At 29.3% G+C, this 26,883-nt stretch carries 19 protein-coding genes; 16 read left to right on the top strand and 3 right to left on the bottom strand.

The window, feature by feature from the left end:
• The first annotated feature begins 41 nt into the window (after positions 1-41).
• Both L3B98_RS11680 and L3B98_RS11685 read left to right on the top strand, forming a co-directional pair.
• Positions 42-3,005 carry an EAL domain-containing protein gene (locus L3B98_RS11680; RefSeq protein ID WP_238916733.1) on the top strand — a complete coding sequence of 988 codons (2,964 nt, stop codon included), beginning with the start codon at positions 42-44 and terminating at the stop codon, positions 3,003-3,005.
• 410 nt (positions 3,006-3,415) lie between these two features.
• Positions 3,416-5,155 (top strand): FapA family protein, encoded by a 1,740-nt coding sequence (locus L3B98_RS11685; protein ID WP_238916734.1) that lies wholly within the window; start codon positions 3,416-3,418, stop codon positions 5,153-5,155.
• 187 nt (positions 5,156-5,342) lie between these two features.
• Here the strand turns inward: L3B98_RS11685 and L3B98_RS11690 are convergent, their stop codons facing one another.
• On the bottom strand, positions 5,343-7,076 hold the full coding sequence (locus L3B98_RS11690; RefSeq protein ID WP_015394223.1) for an FtsH/Yme1/Tma family ATP-dependent metallopeptidase: 1,734 nt from the start codon (positions 7,074-7,076) through the stop codon (positions 5,343-5,345).
• Positions 7,077-7,342: 266 nt separating this feature from the next.
• Here L3B98_RS11690 and L3B98_RS11695 point away from each other — a divergent pair, with 266 nt between their 5' ends.
• The 3 genes from L3B98_RS11695 (at position 7,343) to L3B98_RS11705 (ending at position 10,777) form a co-directional block, all read left to right on the top strand.
• Positions 7,343-9,373: an MASE3 domain-containing protein gene (locus tag L3B98_RS11695; protein ID WP_238916735.1), complete on the top strand. Its 2,031-nt coding sequence runs from the start codon at positions 7,343-7,345 to the stop codon at positions 9,371-9,373.
• A 54-nt stretch (positions 9,374-9,427) separates the two neighbouring features.
• Positions 9,428-10,282, top strand: coding sequence for a DegV family protein (locus L3B98_RS11700; RefSeq protein ID WP_238916736.1), 855 nt, complete (start codon positions 9,428-9,430; stop codon positions 10,280-10,282).
• A 132-nt stretch (positions 10,283-10,414) separates the two neighbouring features.
• Positions 10,415-10,777: a hypothetical protein gene (locus L3B98_RS11705; RefSeq protein WP_238916737.1), complete on the top strand. Its 363-nt coding sequence runs from the start codon at positions 10,415-10,417 to the stop codon at positions 10,775-10,777.
• A 205-nt stretch (positions 10,778-10,982) separates the two neighbouring features.
• Here the strand turns inward: L3B98_RS11705 and L3B98_RS11710 are convergent, their stop codons facing one another.
• On the bottom strand, positions 10,983-11,600 hold the full coding sequence (locus L3B98_RS11710; RefSeq protein WP_238916738.1) for a hypothetical protein: 618 nt from the start codon (positions 11,598-11,600) through the stop codon (positions 10,983-10,985).
• Between the two features lie 431 nt (positions 11,601-12,031).
• Here L3B98_RS11710 and L3B98_RS11715 point away from each other — a divergent pair, with 431 nt between their 5' ends.
• The 3 genes from L3B98_RS11715 (at position 12,032) to L3B98_RS11725 (ending at position 14,159) form a co-directional block, all read left to right on the top strand.
• Positions 12,032-12,640 (top strand): 3D domain-containing protein, encoded by a 609-nt coding sequence (locus L3B98_RS11715; protein ID WP_238916739.1) that lies wholly within the window; start codon positions 12,032-12,034, stop codon positions 12,638-12,640.
• 188 nt (positions 12,641-12,828) lie between these two features.
• Complete coding sequence (locus L3B98_RS11720; RefSeq protein ID WP_077364911.1) at positions 12,829-13,254, top strand: SRPBCC family protein; 426 nt, start codon at positions 12,829-12,831, stop codon at positions 13,252-13,254.
• A gap of 20 nt (positions 13,255-13,274) precedes the next feature.
• Entirely contained in the window at positions 13,275-14,159 is an 885-nt protein-coding gene (locus tag L3B98_RS11725) for a VOC family protein (protein ID WP_238916740.1), read from the top strand.
• Positions 14,160-14,976: 817 nt separating this feature from the next.
• Here L3B98_RS11725 and L3B98_RS11730 read toward each other — a convergent pair.
• Positions 14,977-16,998, bottom strand: coding sequence for a Na+/H+ antiporter (locus L3B98_RS11730; RefSeq protein ID WP_238916741.1), 2,022 nt, complete (start codon positions 16,996-16,998; stop codon positions 14,977-14,979).
• 233 nt (positions 16,999-17,231) lie between these two features.
• Between L3B98_RS11730 and L3B98_RS11735 the strand changes: the two genes are divergently transcribed.
• The 8 genes from L3B98_RS11735 (at position 17,232) to L3B98_RS11770 (ending at position 26,844) form a co-directional block, all read left to right on the top strand.
• Complete coding sequence (locus tag L3B98_RS11735) at positions 17,232-18,401, top strand: diguanylate cyclase (protein WP_238916742.1); 1,170 nt, start codon at positions 17,232-17,234, stop codon at positions 18,399-18,401.
• Positions 18,402-18,426: 25 nt separating this feature from the next.
• Entirely contained in the window at positions 18,427-19,263 is an 837-nt protein-coding gene (locus L3B98_RS11740) for a MerR family transcriptional regulator (RefSeq protein WP_238916743.1), read from the top strand.
• 65 nt (positions 19,264-19,328) lie between these two features.
• Complete coding sequence (locus tag L3B98_RS11745; RefSeq protein WP_077364899.1) at positions 19,329-19,793, top strand: DUF6790 family protein; 465 nt, start codon at positions 19,329-19,331, stop codon at positions 19,791-19,793.
• A 631-nt stretch (positions 19,794-20,424) separates the two neighbouring features.
• Positions 20,425-21,210, top strand: coding sequence for an electron transfer flavoprotein subunit beta/FixA family protein (locus L3B98_RS11750; RefSeq protein WP_238916744.1), 786 nt, complete (start codon positions 20,425-20,427; stop codon positions 21,208-21,210).
• Positions 21,211-21,230: 20 nt separating this feature from the next.
• On the top strand, positions 21,231-22,169 hold the full coding sequence (locus L3B98_RS11755; RefSeq protein WP_238916745.1) for an electron transfer flavoprotein subunit alpha/FixB family protein: 939 nt from the start codon (positions 21,231-21,233) through the stop codon (positions 22,167-22,169).
• A 322-nt stretch (positions 22,170-22,491) separates the two neighbouring features.
• Positions 22,492-24,027, top strand: a complete 1,536-nt coding sequence (locus tag L3B98_RS11760; protein ID WP_238916746.1) for an L-lactate permease — start codon at positions 22,492-22,494, stop codon at positions 24,025-24,027.
• Positions 24,028-24,194: 167 nt separating this feature from the next.
• The gene (locus L3B98_RS11765; RefSeq protein WP_017810442.1) at positions 24,195-25,619 is read left to right on the top strand and encodes an FAD-binding oxidoreductase; all 1,425 of its coding nucleotides are present in this window, start codon (positions 24,195-24,197) and stop codon (positions 25,617-25,619) included.
• 85 nt (positions 25,620-25,704) lie between these two features.
• Positions 25,705-26,844: an acyl-CoA dehydrogenase gene (locus tag L3B98_RS11770; RefSeq protein ID WP_015394206.1), complete on the top strand. Its 1,140-nt coding sequence runs from the start codon at positions 25,705-25,707 to the stop codon at positions 26,842-26,844.
• Positions 26,845-26,883 lie beyond the last annotated feature (39 nt).

A 26,883-nucleotide genomic window follows, 5' to 3' on the forward strand; every position in this document is an offset into this window, starting at 1 on the left:
TATTTTCATTGGATTGCTAGATTGGTATAATGGGGTGAAATATGGAGATCATTAGAAATAAAAATTCAATAGCTAGAAAATTATTAATTCCTATGATTGTTATTGTAATCGTTCAAGTTATTCTATTTGTAGGTACAATTTTTACAAGTGGGATAGTGGAAATACTAAGGAATAATTCTTTTAACATATTAAATCAGAAAATTGAATTAAGAAAAAACTATTTGGAAAATGAAATGATACAACGCTGGAGTAATATTGGAGAATATCAGGAGAAAATTAATTCTAGAATATTAGAAAACTTAAAGAGTAGAGGTATGACGGTAAATGATTTTGATAAAAATCCTCAAGTTGCAACAGACTCATTAAAAGATATTTCAAATGAATTAGTGTATATGTTAAGAAAAAATTACGTGACAGGGGCATTCGTAATACTTAATACTGATTCACAAGAAAAGCCTGGATTGTATATTAGGGATTTAGATCCTAATTCTAATCCAAAGGATAATTCTGACTTGCTCATGGAAAGAGGTTCTGCATCAACAGCAAGAAGTTTAGGTATACCATTAGATGCCCTTTGGAATAATAAGTTTACATTTAATGGAGCTGGAAAAGTAACAGCAACAGATTTTTTTGAAAAACCAATTAAAGCTGCTAATGATAATTTGTTTTTAGATTATAAAGATTTAGGTTATTGGAGCAAGCCTTTTGCTTTAAATGATAAGGATATGAAGATTATTACATATTCAGTTCCTCTATTTGATGAACATCATAAACCTTATGGAGTTATTGGAGTAGCTCTTTCATTAAAATATTTAAATTCACAACTTGATTATAATGAGCTTACTACAAATGGGCAAGGGGTCTATGTAATAGGTATTGATGAAGGAAGTGGAATGGATTTTGATGAAGTCATGAGCACTGGCCCAATGATAAATAGAATACTTTCAGAAGACAAAAAGGTTTCAATGAATGGTACTGAAGTATTTAAGTCTATTTATGAGTTAAATACAAATGACTATTTAAATAGATCTTATGGTTGCGTTAAATATATCAATTTATACAATTTAAAATCTCCATTTAAAGATGAAAAATGTGCGATAATTGGGATTGTTGGTGAGGATAATTTATTATATTATTCAAACCGATTTACAAGATTATTGTCAGTATCATTAATTTTATCAAGTGTAATTGGAATTGCAGTTGTTCTTATTGCTGGAGCAAGAGTTACTAGACCAATTAGGTATTTAGCTGAAGACGTAAAAAAGCGTAATCCAATTGAACCTTTGATTCTTAAAAAAACCAATATATCTGAGATTGATGAATTATCTGAAGCAATTGAAATTCTAAGCACAAATCTTGTTGATTCGGCATCAAAATTGTCACAAATAATAAAACTTTTTAATATGCCAATAGGTGCTTTTGAATATAAAAAAGGGCATGATATGGTATTTTGCACAGAAACCTTTTTTCAAGTAATAGGTATTCAAGATGTATATAAAAATGATTCTTATGTTTATATTAAAGACTTTGAAAAAATAATAGAAGAAATAATAGTACATGAAGAAAATTTAGCAGAGGATATTTATAAAATTACAAAAGAAGACAATAGCATTAGATGGATAAAATTAAAAATATTAGAGCATAATTCAAGAATGTTAGGTGTAGTTAGTGATGTAACGCAAGAAATATTGGAGAAGCATAAAATTGAATATGAAAGAGATTATGACATACTGACAGATATATTAAACAGACGTGCATTTTATAGAACAGTTGAAGAAAGGATAAGAAAAGCTAGAAATAAAATTGGTGCTTTTATAATGTGGGATTTAGACAATTTAAAATATGTAAATGATACATATGGACATGATTATGGTGATGAATATATAAGAAAGGCAGCTGTAGAATTAAAAAGGCTTGAAGAATATGGAGGGGTTGTAGGACGAAGATCAGGGGATGAATTTTTTGTATTTATTTATGGATATGAAAATAAGGATGAAATTAGGAAAATTATTAGAGATATTCATGATAATGTTGAAAATACTGTACTTAAGTTACCTAATAATAGAGAATTAAAAATTAGAATATCAACAGGAGTTGCATGGTTTCCTGATGATGCTGCAAATTTTGAGGAGCTATCCAAATATTCTGATTTTGCAATGTATAAAATTAAAAGAACAGTAAAAGGAAATATAAGTGAATTTAGCAGAAAAGAATATGAAGAGGAATCTTTTTTATTAAGTAGTCAAGAGGATTTAAATAAATTACTTGATGAAGAATTGATACAATATGCTTTCCAGCCAATTGTAGATGCAAAAACAGGAGAAATATTTGCATATGAAGCTTTAATGCGCTCACAATTAGAAAATCTACAAAATCCACTTCATATAATAAAACTTGCAACTGCTGATTCTAGATTATATGAAATTGAAAGAATTACGTTTTTTAAAGCACTTGAAGGATTTTTAAGCTATATGGAAGAATTTAAAGATGTAAAACTATTTGTAAATTCAATACCTAATCATGCGCTATCTGAGAAAGATGTAAAAAGATTTGAAAATTTATATGGAGCATATCTTGACAGATTGGTTATAGAATTGCTTGAAAATGAAAGATCCAATGGAACAAATATTTCTAAAAAGAGAAAAGCATGTGAAAGATGGAATGCACAGATTGCTATAGATGACTTTGGATCAGGCTATAACAATGAAGCTGTGTTGTTAGCTATTACTCCTAATTATGTGAAGATTGATATGGAAATTGTGAGGGGAATTAATAAAGATCTGGATAGGCAGCAGATTTCCAAGAATCTAATTTCTTATGCAAAACAAAGGAAAATAAAAGTTGTAGCTGAGGGAGTAGAAACAAAGGAGGAATTAGAAAAGTTAATCGAATTGGGAGTGGACTATCTTCAAGGTTACTATTTAAGTAAACCTAAATTTGTTCCTCCTAATATAAGTAAAGTTATAGTTAATGAAATTATAAATATAAACAATAATTTTAATTAATATATATTGTTTTAATATATTATAGATATTCAACGCGAGAATTAAATTTATGTGGTTACTTACCGAAATTCAATACATTTGTCTTCCACAGGACTAGTGAAATTTTCGCTGGAAGGTTCTAAATGTGGGCTTGCCATCATTTCAGCGTGTTCCAGATGTAAAATCTGGACAAGCTGAAATGAAACAAGTCCCCATTAATAACCTTCATCAGCTCAATTTCACATGCCTGCTTCCAGAAAAATGTATCTGATTTCTAGTGTAGTGTTACGAATATAATTTCTCAATGATGCATGTATATTCCATTTATAAGTTTGGGATATCTATACAATAATAATTCTTAACTTGAATTATGGTTGCAGATTATATTAAAATTGTAACATATATTGTAATATTTTTTATGGGGGATAATTATGGAAAGAGAAGTTGGAGCAAAAGTTATTGATGGACAAATAATAGTTGTTGATGGCGCATTTAATGAAAGAATAACAATAAAAGCTAGAAAATATATTAATTTGTTTATAAATGATATGCCATGTAAACAATATAAAGCATATGAAGTTACATCAAACGATAAGTTTACTTATACTTTTGAAAAGACTCAAGCTAACAGGGAAGTTAATATATCTATTTCTGATGATAAAATGAAGGCATATATGACTGTAGCATATACACCAGAAACAGAATTCAAACTAAAAGATAAGGAAGCTTTTTTAAATTTAGCAATATCAACAGAAATTGCTTCAGAAAAATTTCCGCCATTTTTTACAGTTGAAGAATTAAAGAAGATATTAAAGGAAAAAGGAATAGTTTATGGTATAGACGAAGAAGCTTTAGAAGAGGCAACAGAGGGAACAGGAAAAGAAATCTTAGTTGCAGAAGGAATAAGACCAGCTAAAGATATACCAAGTGAGGTGAAGTTATTTTTTACACCGACACAAATGTTATTTCCGGAGCCTGATTCAGATGAAATAGTTGATTTTAAAAATTTATTTAGAATTTCTAATGTAAATGCAGGAGATAAAATTGCTGAAATAATACCTGAAGTCGTAGGCGAGGATGGTAAAAACATCTTTGGAAAAAAAATAAAAAGAGAATACATAAGAAGTATGCCTATAGTAGCTTCAGATGGATGTAAAATCGAAGGGGCTGATATTATAGCTCTTATTGATGGAAAAGCACATATTGCAAATAGAAAAGTTACAGTTAATCCAATTTATGCCGTTGAATCTGTAAATATGGAAACCTGTAATATTAAATTCTATGGAGATATAGAGGTTTATGATTCTGTTCAAGATAATATGTTTGTTAGTGCGGGTGGTTCATTAGATGTGAGCCAAAATGTTAATACTTCCAATGTAGTATCTGGAGGTGAAATAACTATTTTAGGAAATGCAATAAATTCTAAAATTTTATCTGGACAAATTGACATTAGAAATAAGGAATACTTAGATGTATTAAATGAATTTAAGCGTATTATTTACAATATGATTGAGTATATAGATGATTTACAATTTAGAGATATTAATTTGAGAAGTAATCAGCTTGTACTAACAATAACAGAACAGAGATTTAGTAATTTCCAAAAAATTGCTTTAAATATTATAACTTTAAATATAAAAAATAAAACTAAAAGAAGCAAGTTAGTAGACTATATTAAGGAAAATGTTCTGGGATATAATATATTAAATATGAATGGAATAAATGATTTGAAATGCCTAAAGGATATCTTAGAAAATGAAATAGAATACTATGATAGGAATTTAATAGCACCATTAGATATACGAATAGGATATTGCCAGGATTGTGAAATTAAATCAACTGGAAATATAATAATAGGGGGAAAAGGACAATATACTTCTAAATTAACTGCAATGAAAGATATACTTTTCACGAAATCAGATTCTGTTGCTCGTGGAGGCATATTATCAGCTGGAGGAAACATTAGTGCAGGAATTGTTGGAAGTAAAGCATATGTACCTACAACGTTGATGGTTCCATTAGATGGTCGAATAACAGCTGCTTTGGCATTTAGAAATACTATATTTTGTTTCGGAAAAACAAGACTTGTTCTAGAGGAAGAAAGGGAAAATATTCATTTACATTTCAATGAAGATACGAGAAGAATTGAAATTAATAGTACTGGATTATAAAATAAAATTAGACATATTGTTTGAAATACATATGTCTAATTTTATTTTTTTGGCAGGAAATATTTGTTGAATAGCTTATTGGAATATATTGAAAGAAAGAAGAATAATAAATAACAAAAGAGGCATATTGAACCTCTTTTGTTATTTGGCAATAGGAAATGATTTGTTTAATCAAGCTAAGCTTCTGTTATATTATCATTTTTAGTTCGTCTTCATATAAAGTTTCTTTATCTAATAATTCTAAAGCTATTTTTTCAAGAGAACTCTTATTTTCATTTAAAAGTTCTAAAGTTTCTTTATATAATTCATTAACGAGATTTTTGCATTCTTCAATTACGGGATTTCCATAACTACTATATAGAGAACCGACACTTGAAAGTTTTATCAGTCCTAATGTATCTCCCATACCGTATTCGGAAATCATTTTTAATGCAATATCAGTAGTTTGAGAAAGGTCTCCATGGGCACCAGTAGAAATTTTATCCTTTCCAAAAATTATTTCTTCTGCAGCTCTGCCACCAAGTGAGACTTTAATTTTATTTTTAAGATAATCAATTCTGTGGTAACTTTTATCTTCGGGAATAGTCAAAGTATATCCGCCAGCACCTTTTGTAGTTGGAATAATCGTTATTTTTGAAACTTTATCGTTTGGAAGTAATAGCATATTAACCAAGCCGTGTCCAGCTTCGTGATACGAAGTTAAAAGTTTATCTTCTTCTTTTAAATAACTTCTTTCTTTTTTCTCATGACCTGCTAAGGTTATTGAATAAGCTGCATCTATTTGAGCTGATGTAATAGAAGTACTATTTTCTTTTGCAGCTAAAATAGCGCTTTCGTTAACTAAACTTTCGAGTTTTGCACCAGAGAAGTAAACTGTTTTCTTTGCAAGTTCTTTAATATCAATATTTTCATGAGGCTTATTTTTAAAATGTAGAGATAATATTTTTTCTCTTGCATTAACATCTGGTAAGGATACTTCGATATGTCTATCGAATCTGCCTGGCCTTAATAATGCTTTATCAAGCATGTCCAATCTGTTTGTAGCAGCAATTACAACAATGCCATCATCTTGTCCAAAACCAGACATTTCTGTTAAAAGAGCATTTAAAGTTTGATCTTTTTCATCATTGCTTGAACCATTTTTACCATTGCTTCTTGCTTTTCCTATTGCATCAATCTCATCAATAAAAATCACAGCTTTTCCTTGAGTTTTTGCTTTCTTAAATAAATTTCTTACCCTTGCAGCTCCAACCCCAACGTAAACTTGTACAAAGTCAGATCCACTTAGAGCATAGAATGGAACACCTGCTTCACCAGCTACAGCTTTTGCAAGTAGAGTTTTCCCTGTACCAGGATCACCATAAAGAATTACACCTTTCGGCATTCTTGCACCATATTTTTGATATTTTTCAGGATTCTTGAGAAAATCAACTATATCCATTAAGCTTTCTTTTGCTTCTTCATTACCAGCTACAGCGTTGAAGTCTAATGCATTTTTTTGGTCTTTGCTAAAATCCTGCATTTCTATAGAAGTTACTGAATTCTTTCCTTTAACTTTGTATAAAAGCATGGCCATTATTGAAATAATGGATAAAACAAAGATACCTGAAGGAATAGATTTTGTAAGAGGAGGAGTGTTTTCGTTTTTAACTTCTATTCCTTTTAGTAATAACTTTTCAACTAATGTATCTGTGTGTGGATTATCAGTATAATATTTATCGCCATTATTTAATATTATGGTCATTTTGGGAGAACTGTTAACTACGACTGTAGAGACATTATTGGAATTCATGTCTTCTGTAAATATGGAATAACTTTTATTAATGAGATTAGTATCGAGTGCTGTTGATACTATAACTATTAGTGACAATATTGCAGTAATTATAGGGATGAGTATATAATATTTTTTTATCTTATTCATTAATTACCTCCTAAATAGTAAAAGATAACTTAAGACATATTAAATGAGTTGTAACTATTAATATGCCTAAGAATGATTATACAGATTTAAAATTATAAGTCTAATGAATTTCATGTATTTTACCAATGTAATTTTTGGAGTAAAATAATTTGAAAATATTTGAATAAAAATAATGAAATAATATATAAAAATGGTATTTTTTAGTTTATAATTAAATATAAGGGTATAATAGAAAATATGAGTAATATTTATGGGGGAAGGTTATTATGAAAAATAAAAGTATTTACAAGCTTGTTATGTCTGATAAATGGAAAATAATAATAATTATGGTATTTATATGCTATTTTGTTAGTAGAAATAACTATACTTTATTTCATAGTTTAATTGAAATGTCTACTATAGCCATAAGTTTGGCTGTAATGCTTGTAGCTGTTGGAACAGTTAGAATATGTGAAAATAATTGGTTTACCTATTTGGGAATTATATATGGGTTTGTGGGAATTATTGATATGTTTCACACATTAACCTATAAAGGAATCAATATTATTGTTGATAATCCAGATATTTCTATTCAATTGTGGGTTGGTGGAAGATATTATGAAAGTATAGCTTTAATTTTTTCTATATATTATTTAAATAATAAACTAAAAGCAAAAAAAGTAGTAGTTTTAAATTTAGTTATTGTTTCTATAATGTTATGTACTATATTGTTTACAAACATATTTCCTATGTGTTATATAGATGGATATGGACTCACAAAATTTAAGGTGATTAGTGAGTATATTATTTCAACATTTTTTATGATATTTGCATTTTTTATCAATAATAATTATAAAATAAAAAAAGTTAGTGGAAGTAAATTAATTTTTTTCTCAATAATTTTCAAGATATTTTCTGAATTATTATTTACTTTTTATATTGATGCATATGGATTATTTAATTTTTTAGGACATACTTCAAAATTGATTGCAGCATATTTATTATTTAAAGCATTATTTGAATCAGTAATTTCGGATCCATATAAAATAATTTTTGAGAAGATAAATTTAAAAGCAACGGAATTTGAAAGGAAAAATGAGGAATTAGTTTTTTCAAAGAATAAATTGGAAGAAGAGTATTATAAAATTAAGAGATTTATTGAATTATTACCAGAAGGAGTAATGTTAATAGAAGATGAAAAAATAATTTATGCTAATAGCAAAATGGCATCTTTGCTAGAGATAGAAGATAAAAATAGCATAATTGACTCAAGTATATTTGATTTAGTAGATTGTGAATATAGGGAGAAATTAGTTGAAAGATTCAGTAGTAGAGATAAAACTAAGGTTAATAATCCTGTAGAAGGCAAGCTCAGCTTTAATGGAAGAAAATTAGATACTGAAATTTATACATTATTTTTAAAAAACATAGTAGAAGAGTGTAATGTATCAATAATAAGAGATATATCAGATAGGAAAAGATCTCTAGAGATGGAGGCATTACTTATTGAAAAGGAAAAAGAAGATAAATTAATTAATGATTTCTTTACTAATATATCTCATGAATTAAAAACACCAATAAATGTAATTTATTCGGCATTACAATTGGAAGAGTTATATTTAAATGATAAAGATATGAGAACTATAAGAAACTATAATAACATAATAAAACAAAATTGTTTAAGACTTATTAGAACAACTAATAATATAATTGATGCAACTAAGATTCAGGCAGGTTTTTTTGTAGCAAAATTAAAAAAGCAAAATATTGTCAATATTATTGAAGAAATAACTTTATCAATTGTATCGTATGCAAATTGTAAGGATATGAATATTATTTTTGATACTGAATGTGAAGAAATATATGTAGACTGTGATGAAAATTTAATAGAACGTATAATTTTGAATCTTCTTTCGAATTCAGTTAAATATGGGAATAAGCATGGGAATATAAAAGTTAGTATATATAAAGTGAATGAAAACTTAATTGAAATAAGCGTTAAAGATGATGGAATAGGTATTCCCAAAGAAGCTCAAAATATGATTTTTGGAAAGTTTGAAAAAGTTGATAAGAGTAATTCAAGAATTGCGGAAGGCACTGGAATGGGGTTATTCCTTGTGAAAACCTTTGTAGAGATGCATAATGGAAGTATTGAAATTAATAAAAAATATAAAAATGGAACCGAATTTTTAATAAGGATTCCTTGTGTAAAGGTAAATGAAAATGCTTATTCTATAATTTCACACAGTGAATATAGAACTATAAGAAATTTAGTGGAAAAAATTAATATTGAGTTCTCGGATGTATATAGTGCGTAATAAGTACAAATAGAATATAATTTTAATAAATAAGACATTAGATAAGGAGAAAAGATGGAAAAATATATTTTAGTGACAGAAAGTGGAACTGATTTGCCAGAAGACTTGGCAAAGCAACATAATATTTATGTACTTCCGATGCATGTAGTAATGGATGATGTAGATTATAAAGATGGAGCTATTCAAGTAACAGAGATATATGATTATCATAAAAGAACTAAAAAAATACCAACAACTTCAGCGGTAAATCCTAATGAATATGAAGAGTTATTTAATAAAATTACAGAAGAAAATCCTGGATGTATAATCATTCATATAGGATATTCATCAAAAGCTTCTTGTACTTATCAAAATGCAATTATTGGTTCTGCTGGTATGAAAAATGTTTTACATGTAGATTCATTAAATGTTTCTGGAGGAGAAGCAGCTATTGTTTTAAAAGCAGCAAACTTAATAGAGAACTTTTCAGATATAGAACCTATGGACTTAGTTGAAAAAATAGAACAATATGTAAAAAGAGCAAGAGTATCCTTTATACCAGGAGATCTTGAGTATTTGAAGGCTGGTGGGCGCTTGTCAAATGCATCATATTTGGGAGCAACTATTCTTCAAATTAAACCAGTAGTTGAAATATTGGATGGTAAATTAGTTGTGACACAAAAATATCGTGGTTCAATAAAACGTGTTGCTGAGAAATATGTGAATGAATATATAGATAAATGGAATATGGATAGAGAACAAATATACTTTATTTATTCTTTAGGACTTGATGAGGAAATAAAGAAGCGCGTAGAGGTGATTGCAAAAGAAAAAGGTTTTGAGAATATTAATTGGATTAAAACTGGATGTGTGATTTCAACTCATGGAGGTCCTGGAGCAATTGGAGTAGTTGGATTTATAAGAGAGTAAATTCAAACCTTTGCAAACAGACATTTTAATATCAAAATTGTATAAATTACAGGTTTTGTATTACGAGTTTATAATGAATATAATAGAATATATAATTATTAGGACAGTAGAATTTATGAAAGAAGGAAAAATATGAGGAAGAAAATAATGAATTTTTTATTTAGTGAAGTAGTTTTATTATCAATATTACTCATTGCTGGAGCAGTAGTTATATATTTTACAGAATATATATTTAAAGATGTCTTATTTCTCGAAGGAGTTGCAGTAATTATTTTCGGAATATTTTCTGGAATTAGTGGAAATCCATCAGGATTATCTCTTCTAGGTATGGGAAAAGATAGTGCTCAATATATTTCAAATTTCAATCTTGAAACTGTAAATATAGAGAAAGAAAAATCTAAAAATAATATTGGAGATGTTATAAGTGTGAGAATGAGTATGATTACATTTATTATAGGTGGAGCATTGTGTGTTTTGATTTCAGTTGTAATTTAGAACAGCAGTTGGTATTGCAAAATCAAAAAAGAGAGGAATTTGTAAAAGAATGGCATTTAATGTTAGGATATTTTGTCGAAAAATAAAATAAATAAATTTTATAGAAAAATATAGATTATTTTGTCATAATATGATATTATGAATATAACAAAGATACCCAAAACCAATACCTAAACCCTCTCAAAATTTTATAAAATAGCAGTCACTAATGTGACTGCATTTTTTTTGTTAAAAAATTTTCGACATTATTCTTGTCACCTTCGCTTAAGTTAAATTTAATAATATTGGTATATTCAAACCAAAAGAAATTTATTAATATATTTAGTTCAAGAATTGTATTATTAATAATTCTATATGATTTTATATCAGCTAAATTGTGGTATATTCCGCAATATATTATTCCGTTGTCGCTGAGACCATTTTCACTTCGAACATGGATAATAAATAGTGTTGTTAATATAAGTGTAATAAATAATAAAGGAAGAAGGTGCATATCTTTTGAAGTTATTAATTCTCCGAACTCTAAAAGTGAAATGGCTGCAAAAAATACTAAAATATAATTTAGCCTATTTTTGGTAGTCAAAACTAGTTTGAATTTTTTTGCCCCAAACAATTTAATACAATCATAAATTTCATAAATATCTACAATACCACAGATAATTGCCACAAATAATAAAATTAATTCGAAAAATCCTAAAATATCTATTTCAGCAAACACATTTATTTGCCCAAATCCAGAGTATGTCATAATAAAACCTATGATTGCTCCTAAAAATGCTAATATAAAAAGAATTACAAGAAAGACCTTTTGCCATTTTTGCATGTCTTTTCCTCCTTAAAAAATTTCTTCGATACAACTAGGTGTCTATAAACTATTTATATGATTGGTAAACTTAATGTATTAATAATTTTTTGTGGTATTAAAGTCAGTAACATATTTTTCTGAATTCATTAAATTCATTTAATAGAAGTTAATAAATAAAATGTGTTTAAAATTTTATGTTTTAAAGCAAAATATAATTGGATGAAAATAATATGATTATAAAATAGAGAGTCAACTTTCTATGGTAATTGTGTAATTATTGATATGAATACTTTTATATTAAATTATAAGAAAATTATCCATATATAGAATAAATTGATTTTGAGAAGGGGATATTCATATGCTATAATAGGCAATACCATATCGGTGGCTAATGTAGCTTGAAGTATTTGGGAAATTCAAGCCGCAAATAAAACACAAGGAGTGGTTATTTGACAAAATTAAATAAACATATTACAAGAGTATATGCACTCTTTGCAATGTGTTTAATGTGCACTGGTCCAGGTTATGGCGGTGCTCAAGCAAAAGTGACTCAAATAAATAAAGTCGCTATGGGGAAATATCAAGGAGATTCAAATATAGAAAATCTTGATATTAAAGAGAATAGAGAAATTGTGGGAGAAGACATAAAAACTCTCAATAATGCAGTTAATGAAATAGTAGAAGAAGTTAAAAATAAGAAGAATACTTCAATTAAACTTCAAGAAAATAATAATATAAAAGGTACACCGATAAAAGCTGAATTAACTGCATATTCTGATGATCCAAGATCTCAAGAACAATGGGGATCTCAAACAGCAATGCAGACGAGGACGAGAATAGGTGTTATTGCAGCTCCAAAAAATGTCCCTCTCGGCAGTAAAATGTACATTCCAGAATTGAAAAATTATAAGCAGGATGGTATGTTTAATGTTGAAGATAGAGGTGGGGCGATTAAGGTGAAAAAAGATGGTACGTATGTAATAGATGTATGGGTACCAAGTCACGAGGAAGCTATGAAATTTGGAAGAAAATACACCACTATTTATTTAATGGAGTAATGGGTCACATTAAATATGTGTAAAATATAATATTTTACAGTAAAAAGGCAGTAGTAATTTAACTACTGCTTTTTTTAGTTGTCGAAAGGTTATTGAATTTAAGAAAGCAATATACAGTATGTTTATACCATTGATGTGGTACAATATTTATATAAAAGGTTTTCAATAAGTAAGAGGAGGAGAGAAATATGAGTGAAAAGGAAAAAATTACAATCAAAGCTACTGTAAATGTGAATGTTAAGAAGGTATGGGAGTATTGGACAGAACCTGAATGTATAAAAAGGTGGAATACCGCATCAGAGGATTGGCATACTACAATTGCAGAAAATGATTTAAGGGTTGGAGGTAAATTCCTATCTAGAATGGAAGCTAAAGATGGCAGCTTTGGTTTTGATTTTGGTGGAGTTTATGATGAAGTTGAACTACATAAGCTTATTTCATACACCTTGGGTGACGAGAGAAAAGTTAGAATTATCTTTGAGGAAAATGGAAATAAGACAGAGATAACAGAAATATTTGAAGCTGAAAGCGAAAATTCTGTTGAATTGCAAAAGAATGGCTGGCAATCAATATTGGATAATTTTAAAAAATATTCAGAAGAAGCCGCAAAGTAGAATTTGAGGAGGGTATTATTATGCAAAGAATAGTTCCGCATTTATGGTATGATAAAGAAGCGAGTGATGCTGCTAAGTTTTACGTTAGTTTATTTGATAATTCTTCATTATTGAGTGAAACAATATTAGAAGATACTCCTTCGGGTAATGCTGAAGTAGTTACTTTTGAGCTTGCAGGACAAGAATTTCAAGCAATTAGTGCAGGACCTTACTTTAAATTCAATCCGTCAATTTCATTAATGGTGGCTTGTGAATCAATTGAGGAAGTTAATTCAAAATGGGAAGCTTTGTCTAAAGGGGGACAAGAATTAATGCCACTTGGAGAATATCCTTTTTGCAAATGGTATGGTTGGATTCAAGATAAGTATGGTTTATCTTGGCAACTTATGCTTAAAGAGAATGAAAAAACTACTCAAAAGATCACACCTTGCTTTTTGTTTTCAAAAGAATCATGTGGGAAGGCAGAAGAAGCAATGAGATACTATACTGAAATATTTGAGAATTCTGAAATTGAAACTATAAGCAGATATAAAGAAGGAGAAGCAAAGTCATCAAAGGCAAAGATAAATTATGCTGCTTTTAAACTTGAAGATATTAATTTTTGTGCTATGGATCATGGTTTTGATGTAGATTTTACTTTTAATGAAGCATTTTCGATTATAATAAATTGTGAGAATCAGCAGGAAATTGATTATTTCTGGAGTAAGCTTTCTGCCATCCCAGAAGCCGAGGAATGTGGTTGGGTAAAAGATAAATTTGGAGTGTCTTGGCAAGTTGTTCCAACAATAATGAAGGAAATGATGAAATCTGTTGATAGGGAAAAAATGAAAAGAGTGACTGAAGCTTTTTTGAAAATGAAAAAATTTGATTTAGAAATCTTAAAAGCTGCATATGAAGGTGAATAAATATAAGGCATGAAAAATCAGAGGAAGGAAGTATGCAGACTAAAACAATTTTAAATAACTGTTTAGTTAGAATAGATAGACATCAATGTTTGATTTGGATAACCTTATAGAATTATATGTAATTATGCAAGTCCTAATATTATCTTTTTAGATGATATTAGGATTTTTAAATTATATATTAAATTACATAATTAAGCCAATAGTATTGATATAACAAATAAAATTAACATTAATTCACCAGATTCAAATGGAATTTCGAAGCATAAATGTTATGTATCCTTTTATGATACGCAACAATATGCTTGTCCAAATTTTGGGAAATTATAATAACTAACTTGTTACTAGGTCTTAAAACACTTAAAAGTGAATTTAAAATAAATTTTCTAATAAGTATATTACATCTTAATCGTAATAAAGTATATTTATTCATATAGTACCTCTTTTTATACAGAAATTATCTAACACACATTTATAAATTATAATTTATTTCCAAGTATTTGGCAAAATAAATCGTAATACAAATATTGCGCAAATTTTACATAAAATATTGATATTTTAAGCAAGTAATGTCGTTAGCAAGGAATTCTCGACTATATTAGTTGAATATCAAGAGAATAAAAATAAAGTTATATATTTAGGGGGGAGTTGTGAAAAGGCATCATATAAATTATTACTAAGTTGTTCAGAAATAAGAGTTAAATGCCATAAATGGATAATAAGGCATGAAAATATTATTGTTTTTTATACGTATTTTTTATCAAGACATTAAAAGCCTAAGATTATCCTAAATGAATAAGTTAGGCTTTTAAGTGTATAATTATCTTAAAATATCGCTTTCGATATAATTTAAATTTTTTCTGAGTTCAGAGGCGATATGCCAGTTTATATCACCATTTTCAAATAGAGATTGTATAATAATTCTTTCTAATTGCATTGCTTTAATGTCAGCTTTCTTTTTCTCATATTTATTATATTTTTCTAAGAAAGGTTTGCTTGCACGCCAGCATAGTCCTTGATAATATAATATTATTTTTTTTAGAGTTTCCTCATTTTCAGAATTAATAATTGATTTAATGTAATGAATCAGATGTTTTGCATTGGTTAAATAAAGTTCTTTCATTTCTATATTTGTTGAGTATTTCTCAATGTCCTTATTGTTTTCTAATACCTGTAAAATAAATTTAAATCTTCTTATATTGGAAAGCATAATAGCAAAACGCGCATAAGCTTGCTTTAATCTTAATGAAAAGCCTTCAACAGAAGATATTAACTTGATTTTATTTCTAATAGCTTTTTCATATGCATATGCTGTTGCTTCAGATATTTTCCCTTGCTGTAATAATGTTTCAGTATTTTCAATTTCCTTTTTAAAACATATAAGCATCCATTTCTTTTCTTCTTTGTCTCCTATGTTCCAATTTTTATAATAAGAATTTCCACGCTTTAATTGATGGATACGAAGCTTATATTCACTTATGGTTAAGGGAACATACTTATTATTTTCAATTTCTAATTTGAGTTTATCTATTGTATTTTTCCATACATTTATCTGAGCTTTATTTAAGGTCTCTAAATAATTTGATTCCTCAGGGATATTTTTCTTTGCAAAAAAAGGTAATATAAAAGTTGTAATAAGAAGGGTAGTTAAAATTATACCAACAGATAAAAATAAAATTAGTGTTCTTGCTGGAAACGGTTCGCCATTTTCAAGGACCAAAGGAATCGAAAGGACTGTAGCTAATGTAACAGCACCTCTTACTCCTGAAAGAGATGTTAAAAGTGCAGCAAGAAATATTTTACTGTAATCTTCGTTTTTACATTCTGTATCGCTAATATACATAAATAGAACCCAGAGATATCTAATTATAAGTAAAGCAAAAGTTATTAAAAATACATCTCTAACTGCATTAAAATTATTGATTGTAACTTCAAAATATGCAGTTTTAATTATATTTGGTAATTGTAAGCCGACTATTATAAATATAAGTCCATTTAGAACAAAAGCTAAAACTGACCAAGTATTTTCTGATACTGCATTTAATTCGGCATTTTCAAATCTAGACTTTTTTAAGGATAATGAATATACCATTCCTGCGATAACAACGGCTAGTATACCTGAAACATGAAATACTTCTTCAGATATAAGATATATTACAAATGGAGTTAAAATTTGAAGTAATATCTCTACGGTAACATCCTCCATACCAAGATTTCTTACCCAAATCTCAAACCTAATTAAAATATGTTCCAAAACAAATCCAACAATAATTCCACCTATAGACATTATTAAAAAACTTGTAGTTGCATTGAATAATGAAAAAGTTCCAGTTAAAGCTGCTGCTAAGGCGAATTTAAAAGATACAAGCCCAGAAGCATCATTCATAAGTCCTTCGCCTTCAATGATATCAAGAACTCTTTTTGGAAGAGAAATTTTCTTTGAAAGTGCATTAACTGCAACATAATCAGTAGGTGATAATGCTGCTGCCAAAGCAAAAGCGGAAGGTAATGAAATAGAAGGGATTAGCTTATTTATAAGAAATCCAACTAAAATAACTGTTACAACAACTAAAGCTACTGACATTAGAAGTATATTTTTTCGCTGCTTCCACAAGGAAATTTTATCTGCATTTTTCCCATCACGAAAAAGTAAGGGGGCAATAAACATAACTAAGAAAGTATGGGGGTCAAGCTGAATGTTAAATTCAGAATGAAAAGTTGCAATTAAAGCGCCCATTGCAATTTGAATAATTGGTATTGATAAAGATGGGATAAATCTGCTTATTATAGCTGAAATTAAAATACCAATTAATAATATTAATACATAAGTAAAAATAGGCATTCCTCCTTTGGTTTAATTGATAAATGAAATTAATAATTGAAATAGCAATAATATAATTATATCATATTATTTTAGTTATATTTCAGAAAATAGCTGTGTTAAGCGCAAAATTAATATATTGTCATTAGTGTTTAGTTTAGAAATCTTATTGATTTTATTTAAAATATTATATAAAATGTATTATGCAGTGTAATTGATAATAATATTCAATTAACAATTAAGAGGTGAAAATTATGTTTAATAATATAAAAAAGATAATTTATATTTTAAGTTTAGCATTAATATTTAATTTTATGCTTAGGATTAATGTCTTTGCTGAAGTTATAAGTAATGCAAGTGAATTATCGCCTTTAGATAAATTTTTAAACTTTTGCAATTATTTTTATGCAAAGTATGGCACAATATTGCTAGTCATTGGGGGAATAGTTTTACTTTCTCTTTTAGATGCATTTTATTGTTTTGTTGTAAAAGCCAAGGAGCAGGGAAAATATCTTAAGGATCTAAGTTTAGAAAGGGAGAGGTATAATATTGTTGTAGAACAATTAAATGACATTATTTTTGACTTTGACCTTACAGAGAAAAAGATGTTAAGTTCCTCAAAATTTGAAGAGAAATTTGGATGGAACTTAAATATTCAAAAGTATAATAAAAATTTCTTTAATGAATTTAAAATACATCCAGAAGATAAAACACTATTAAATAAAATTTTTGATGATATGAAAGCTTTTAATAAGCAATCTATTATTAAACAAATTAGATTAATGAAAAAGAATGGTGAATATTTATGGTGTGAAATGAAACTGAATTATATTCAGAGAAATGGTAAAATTGTAAGAGTAATTGGTAAGATTAGTGATATTGATCATATTGTTAAAGAATTTTCACTTTTAAAACTAAAATCAGAATATGATCAATTGACGGAATTGTATAATAAGACAACCTTTTATGATAAAGTTAAAAATTATATTAAAGAGCACAAGGAAAGTACATGTACATTAATTTTTATAGATTTGGATAATTTTAAAGCTGTAAATGATAATTTGGGACATATGACAGGTGATGAAGTAATAAAAGATACAGCAAATAAAATAATTGATGTTTTTAATGAACCGGATGCTATTGTTTCAAGATTCGGAGGCGATGAATTTTGTGTGTTTAATCCGAGCCTTTCTATTCCTTTAATAAAAGAAAAAATAAAGCTTTTATGCGAAAATCTTAATGCAAAGTATATTGGTAATAACATTGAGGTTCGAGTTTCGGCTAGTATAGGGATTGCCTTTTATCCAAGTGATGGAAAAACTTTAGAAGCTTTGATTGAAAAATCTGACGTTGCATTATATGAATCAAAGGAAAAGGGGAAAAATCAATTTACTATATATAATAAAAAACTTGAAGTATCATAATTACCTTAATATTAAATGCTAGGAGGTGATTTATTTGGAAGAAGAATTATTTTCTATAGGTAAGTTTTCAAAAATATGCTCTATTTCAATACAAGCCCTACGCTATTATGATAAGATAGGTTTATTAAAACCTAAATTTATAGATAAGGAGAGTAGTTATAGGTTCTATGGTGTCGAGCAAATTGTTATTGTGATGATAATTCAAAAAATGGCAGCACTCGGGTTGTCTTTAAATGAAATAGGGGTATTTTTACAAAAAAATGATATGGTAGGAATAAAGAATATATTTGAGCAAAAAAGGTATGAGCTTAAGGAACAAATTAATGAGCTATTATATGCAGATAAAAGCTTTGAATTATATATTAATAATATAAATATGCTTGATAATGCTGATTTTTCTTGTATTGAAATAAAAAGAATTCCCAAAAGAGATGTTATTTATTTGAAAAGGACAATAGAATTAAATGAAAATGGTTTTGCTAAATTATTTAATGATTTTGAACAGATACTTGAAATTAAGAAGAATTCTACCATAGGAAATCCAATGGCTATATATCATGGGGAAAGAATATTGGGAATGCCCTGTGATATTCAGCTTTGTATGGAAATTAAAGATCCATGTGATATAGAGTACAACTATAAAGTGATTCCAGAAGGATACTATTTAAGTAAAATGCATTTAGGAGCACATTTTAATAAGCCAAAAACATATGAGCAATTAATTGAGTACGCAAATAACAATAAACTTACTATAATAGGAGATCCTGTAGAAGTTTATTATATAGATATTTCAATAACTAGAAATCCTGAAGATTTTATTACTGAAATTCAAATTCCAATAAAAAGTGTATTGACTCTATAGTAACAATAGACTTTATAATTCTTCTCGAGATATTAATTTTATTTAATAATTGAGGAGGATGTAAAATGCCATTTATTTTTTTTACACTATTAGGTATTAGTATAGGAGTAATTGATGCATCACTTATTTCTAAAGCTGCTACTATAGCTGATTTTTTAAGTAAAATACTTTTATGGGAAGTTGTAGTTGGGGTAGGTGGTTTAGGAATCTTAGCATTTGTCGGACATGCACTGATGTCAGAAAAGATAGCAAAATATATTGGCTGGGAGTCAAATGGTTTCCAAAAGGAGTTAGGTTTTAGTGAACTTGGCATGGGAATCATTGCAATAATGAGTTTATGGGGAGGAAAAGAATATTTAAATAGTGCAATAATAGTAAGTTGTATATTATGTGCTGGGGCTTCTTATGTGAGAATAATTGATTTAACAAGGAATAGAAATCTTGTTTGGGGAAATGTTATATCTTTAGTGCCAGACTTATTTATACCTGTTTCACTAATAGTACTTAAAATTCTTTCAAGCGTGTTATAATTGTAATTGGCTATATAATATGCTTATTTAGAGTATGGGCAAAAATGAAAATAAATATATAAAATTAATTAATAATATGAATGAAAATAATATTAAGTAAAATTTTTAAGAGTCTAGAAATAGGCTCTTATTTTTATAGCACGGGTAGGAAAGTATGGAATTTCAGAAAATATATAAAACTAAAAAAATTGCTGACAAAAAGTGATAATCTAAATCTTGTATTTTGTTCTTCGAACTTTCTCCTTGAGCTCTAACCTTGATTATTCAGCATTACTTATTCATCAATTAGTAAAGCCAATTGTATGTCACCAGTACTTTGTTGTTGGTAATATATATTGTAATTAGCTTAATAATTAAGCATTGATAATTGACCATTGAACAAAAAATATAATAACTTTAAATATATGTAATAAAAAAATTTTTATTAGTAGTTGAAATATATGGGTACTAGTGGTAAAATTTACTTGTGAATTGGTAAGACCAATAAAAAGAGCGGATTTATGAAAATTCAACAAAATAATAATATAAAATAGTATTTTCGAACTCTTAAATTCACAATTATGCTATTAGATTTGTTATTTGTTTTCATATTCCTACAAAAACAGCTTGAAGAATAAAGGAGAGGGAAATTATGCAGATTTTATTATGTGTAAAACAAGTTCCAGATGATTCTATTGAAATACATTTGGATAGAGAAGTGAAAAAGCCTAATTTGAAAGGTGTAAGCTTAGTAGCTAATGCGTTTGATACCTATGCATTAGAATTAGCAGTTCGCTTTATGGAGGCTAATGGAGGAAATGTTAGTGTGTTGACAGTTGGAGCAGAGGATACAACAAACACATTAAAAAACTGTCTTGCTGTTGGAGCTAAAGAAGCATTTTTTGTAAAAGATGACCAATATGCAGAATTAGATGCCATGAGAACAGCTCATGTTTTGGCAGATGCTATTCATAAAATTGAAAAAGATAAGGGAGAAAAATTTGATTTAATTTTATGCGGAAAAGAGTCGACAGATGAAATTACTGGACAAGTTGGAGCTATGCTTGCTGAAAAATTAGGATTAGGATATATAAGTAGTGCAACTGTAATCGATTTAAAAGGTGAGGCTATGGAAATTCATCAGGAAACTGATGATGGTTACAATGTGGTTTCTTTACAATGTCCCGCAGTAGTAACAGTAAGTAAGCCTGATTATGATCCACGTTATCCTACTATTAAAAGTAAGATGGCAAGTCGTAAGGCAGTAATACCAACTTATTCTGCAGCCGAAATTGGAGAGATAAATCCTAAAAAAGTTCACTGCATTGAATATGTTGAACCTCCTAAGAAAGAGGGCGGAATTAAAATTCAAGAGAAAGATGCTCTGCTTGCAGTAAATGCTGCTATGGAGCAAATGAAAAAGGATAAGGCAATTTAATTAAGGAGGTAAACAAAAGTATGAAGGGATTATTATTCATTGAAACAGATGGAGAAAAAGTAATAGGCGGAAGCCTTGAACTTATTACTGCAGCAAAAGCATTAAATGCAGAAGGAACAGCTATAGTAGTTGGAAATAAAACAATTGCAGACACAGTAGCGACTTTAGGAATTCCAGTAACTTTTATAGATGCAGCTAGAGATTGTGACACTTTGACAGAAGTATTATCAGAAATTGTTAAGGAAGAAAATCCAGAGGTTGTCTTATTAGCTAATACTCAACTTGCTAAAGATCTTGCACCAAGAGTTGCAGGGCGTTTAAATTTAGGGTGTGTAAGTGATGTTACAGGAATTAATAAAACTGATGGAAAAGTTATATATACTAGGCCAGCTTATGGTGGAACAGTTTTAGAACATATTGAAGTAGATGGAACAGCCATAGTTACTGTTAGAAATGGTAGTTTTGCAAAACCAGAAAGCACATCAAATGCAACTGTTACAGAAAAGAAAGTTGAAATTTCAGCAGATACAATCAAAGCAAAGATAGTTGACACTATAAAAGAAATTTCTGAATCTGTTAACTTAGAAGAGGCAGAAGTTATTGTTTCTGGTGGACGTGGAATGGGAAATGCTGAGAATTTCAAACTTGTTGAAGAATTAGCACAAGTGGTTGGTGGTGTAGTTGGTGCAACAAGACCAGCAATTGAAAATGGTTGGATTTCTCGTGCACATCAAGTTGGACAATCAGGCAAAATAGTTGCACCAAAGCTTTATATTGCATGTGGTATATCTGGAGCAACACAACATACATCTGGAATGACAGGCTCTAATTATATTGTAGCAATTAATAAAGATGAAGAAGCACCAATTTTTGAAATTGCAAATTTAAGCATAGTTGGAAATGTAACTGAAATTCTTCCAATCATGATTGAAGAAATGAAAAAGGCAAAAGCAGAATAAAGTTCACTCTTAACCTCAAAACTCTCATGAAAGCCATAAGTTGAAAGTAAATAACTAAAGTAAAAACAAGTTTAATGTATATAAAAATGTAGTATATATGTTTGTATTATCACTGGCAAATTCTCAATTGTAATTAGTGACGAAAGATTATAGGGAAAAGCTAAATTCTTACTTGTCTTTTAGAATTTTTTTGAATTGAGATGTTCAGTATTAATTAGAACTTATACGCATTAGCAGCAATTTAAGCAATATAATCGTACTAATAAGTGGAATACAAATTAAAAAAATAATGCCATTAAAAACATTTAAGGAGGACAGAAGAATGTTATTTTTTAAATTCTTAATGTCAATATTACCTATCATTTGGCTCATTATTGCACTTAGTGGATTAAAAATGCCAGGTTATAAAGCTTGCTCTATTGCACTTGTTCTAGCAATGCTTTTAGCTATATTTTTCTTTAAATTGGATGTTTCTTATACGATGACAGGAGTATTGGAAGGAATACTTAATGCATTATGGCCAATTTGCTTGGTTATTATTGCAGCATTGTTTACGTATAATTTGATTTTACGAACTGGTGCTATGGATTTCATTAAAAAAATGCTAGCTGGAGTTTCAATAGACAAAAGAGTTTTAACATTAATTATTGGATGGGGATTTGGAAACTTTATGGAAGGTATGGCTGGATTTGGTACAGCAGTTGCCATTCCAGCATCTATGCTAGCTGGACTTGGATTAAATCCATTTTCTGCAGTTTTAGCATGTTTGGTTGCCAATAGTACACCAACGGCTTTCGGATCAGTAGGTATACCTTTAGTAACAGTTTCTTCAGTAACTGGAATTGCAACTAACCAATTGGCTGCAAATACAGCAATAATTGAAGCAGCTTTAATTTTTATAAGTCCATTTATTATGGTGTGTATAGTAGGCGGAGGAATAAAAGCCTTGAAAGGGTCATTTGCTGTTACACTAGTAGCTGCATTATCATTTTTAGTACCTGCTTATATTACAGCTATGGTATTAGGGCCAGAATTACCAGATATAGTTGGATCAATTTGCTGTATGATATGTACAGTTATTGCTGCAAAAATCTTTAATAAAAAACCACAACCTGAGCACTGTCTTGAAGTTAATGGTGAAAAGGAAGAAAATTGGTTATCTTTTGACAAAGCAATAAAAGCTTGGTGTCCATTTATTTTAATATTTTTAATGTTGATGTTTACGTCTACACTATGTGCACCAATTCATGACTTGATTGCAGGCTTCAAAAGCAGTGTTGTTGTTTATGCTGGTAAAGGTGGAAATACTTTAACTTTCAGTTGGATTAATACACCAGGGGTAATTATATTTATTGCTGCCATTATTGGAGGCTTAGTTCAAGGAGCAAAGATATCAACGATGTTTGAAGTTCTTGCTAATACCTTAAAAGCAAATTGGAAAACTATTGTTACAATTTGTGCAGTAATGTCAACGGCTAAGGTAATGAGTTATAGTGGAATGATTTCAGCTATTGCAAGTCTTTTAGTTGTTGTTACAGGTGGTGCATATCCTTTAATCTCTCCATTAATTGGAGCTATAGGAGGATTTGTAACTGGTTCAGGTACATCAACAAGCGTGTTGTTTGGAGGACTACAATCACAAACAGCTCAAAACTTAGGACTTTCTGGGGCATGGATGGCTGCTGCTAATACTCTTGGAGCAGGTATAGGAAAGATGATTTGTCCACAAAGTATTGCAATTGGCGCAAGTGCAATTGATAAGACTGGTTCAGAAAGTAAAATCTTAAGAAGTGTATTGAAGTATTTTATTGCATATGTAGTTATTGCGGGAATCATATGCTTTATAGGAACACTTTAGACAGTTTACAGTGTACAATTTACAGTTTACAGTTGGGGAGGATTCCTTGTGGACTAATGTCTATTTTTGATTTACAGTTGGGGATGAGTCCTCGAATTGACGTAGGGTTGCGTATTAGTTTAAAGGAATTAGGGTTTTAAATTTGTATGTGAGAAAGGATGATTATTTTGGAACAGTATAATAAATTGACAGAAGAGTTAATCTCAAAATTACAGGAAGCAGCTCCAGGGCATATTTTAACTGGTGAGGATATAAATGAAGATTATTCTCATGATGAAATGCCTATTTATGGGAAAGTAGCACCACAAGTTGTTTTTATGGCTCATTCTACAGAGGAAGTTTCAAAAGTCGTGAAAATATGTAATGAAAATAAAATACCTGTAACTCCAAGAGGAGCTGGAACAGGTCTTGTAGGAGGCGCAGTACCACTTCTAGGTGGAGTATTAATAGATATTACAAAAATGAATAAAATACTTTCATACGATATGGAAAATTTTGTTGTTAAAGTTGAAGCAGGTGTTCTCTTAAATGATCTTGCAGAGGATTGTATAAAACAAGGCTTATTATATGCTCCAGATCCAGGTGAAAAGTTTGCTTGCCTAGGTGGAAATGTTGCGACAAATGCAGGTGGAATGAGAGCTGTTAAATATGGTGCAACACGTGATTATGTACGTGCAATGAAGGTTGTTCTTCCAACAGGAGAAATTACAGATTTTGGAGCTACTGTATCAAAGACAAGTTCTGGTTATAGTTTACTTAATTTGATGATTGGATCAGAAGGTACTCTTGGAATTATTACAGAACTTACTTTGAAGGTTATGCCAGCACCTAAGGTAGTAGCAAGTTTAATTATTCCATTTGAAAATTTGGAAGATTGTATTTCAACTGTTCCTAAATTTAAAATGGAACACATGAATCCACAAGCTATCGAATTTATGGAAAGAGAAATTGTTTTATCAAGTGAAAGATATATTGGTAAGAGCGTATTCCCACAAGTAATTGATGGAGTTACTGCAAATGCTTATTTACTTGTAACCTTAGATGCAGGGAATGAAGATGAATTGAATAATCTTATTGAAGAAGCAAGTGAGATTGTATTAGAAGCAGGGGCAATTGATGTGCTTGTAGCTGATACACCAGCAAAAATTAAGGATGCTTGGGCTGCACGTTCAAGTTTCTTAGAAGCAATTATGGCAGAAACTAAATTATTAGATGAATGTGACGTTGTAGTTCCAGTAAACAAAATTGCTCCATATCTTACTTTTGTAAATAAAACAGGTGAAGAATGTGGACTAACAATTAAGAGTTTTGGACATGCAGGGGATGGAAATCTTCATATTTACCAATGCAGCAATGATTTAGAAGAAGAAGACTTTAAAGTTAGAGTTGAAAAATTCTTTAAGATCATTTACGAAGAAGCAATAAAATGCGGTGGACTTGTTTCAGGAGAACATGGAATTGGTAGTGGAAAAATGAGCTATTTAGCAGATAGTGTTGGAGAAATAAATATGGAATTAATGAAAGGCATTAAAAAAGTCTTCGATCCTAATTCTATTATGAATCCAGGTAAAGTATGCTGTCCAATAGAATAATTAAGTCAGTAAGTTTCAATAAAAATAAAGCGATATCTCATAAATATTAAAAAGGAAATAGAAAAAAGAAAGGTAGGAAATTAAAATGAACTTTAAACAAGATGAAAATCATGAACAATTACTAGAAATGTATAGAGAATTTGCAGAAAATGAGGTAAAACCAATTGCAAAAGATATTGATGAAAGTATGAGATTCCCAGAAGAAAATGTAGCTAAAATGGCTGAAATGGGGTTACTTGGGATACCTTTTCCTGAAGAATACGGCGGAGCAGGAATGGATACCTTAAGCTATGTACAATGTGTTGAAGAATTATCAAAGTGTTGTGCTACAACAGGTGTTATAGTTTCAGCTCATACAAGTCTTTGTGCTACACCAATTTACACATATGGTACAGAGGAGCAAAAAGAAAAATATTTAAAACCACTTGCTTCAGGTGAAAAATTAGGTGCTTTTGGATTAACAGAACCTGTAGCTGGAACTGATGCATCAATGCAAAAGACAACAGCAGTATTAGAAGGCGATCATTATGTATTAAATGGAAGCAAAATTTTCATAACTAATGCAGGTTATGCAGATATTTATATTATCCTTGCAATGACAGATAAGAGCAAAGGAACAAAAGGTATTTCAGCATTCATAGTTGAAAAAGACTTCCCTGGCTTCTCTGTTGGAAGCCATGAATTAAAGATGGGAATCCGTGCATCTTCTACTTGTGAATTATTCTTTGACAACTGTATAGTTCCAAAGGAAAATCTTTTAGGAGAAGAAGGTAGAGGCTTTAACATTGCTATGGCAACTCTTGATGGAGGACGTGTTGGTATTGCTGCACAAGCTCTTGGTATTGCTGAAGGTGCAATAGAAGAAACTGTAAAGTATGTTAAAGAACGTATTCAATTTGGAAAACCTATTTCAAAATTCCAAAATACACAATTTCAACTTGCTGAAATGCGTGCAAACACAGAAGCTGCAAAACTTTTAGTATATCAAGCTGCTTGTGCAAAAGATGAACATGAAAAATTCACACATTTAGCTGCTATGGCAAAATTAGTTTCTGCTAGAAATGCAACAGATGTAACTAATAGATGCTTACAATTATTTGGTGGTTATGGTTATACAAGTGATTATCCAATTGAAAGAATGATGCGTGATGCAAAAATAACTGAAATCTATGAAGGAACATCAGAAGTTCAAATGATGGTACTTTCAGGTTGGATGGGTCTTTAGTATAGAAGAAGTTTTTGAAATAAAAGATAAATTAAAAAT

Source organism: Clostridium sp. YIM B02555 (genome assembly GCF_022320955.1).
Lineage (GTDB): Bacteria > Bacillota > Clostridia > Clostridiales > Clostridiaceae > Clostridium > Clostridium saccharoperbutylacetonicum.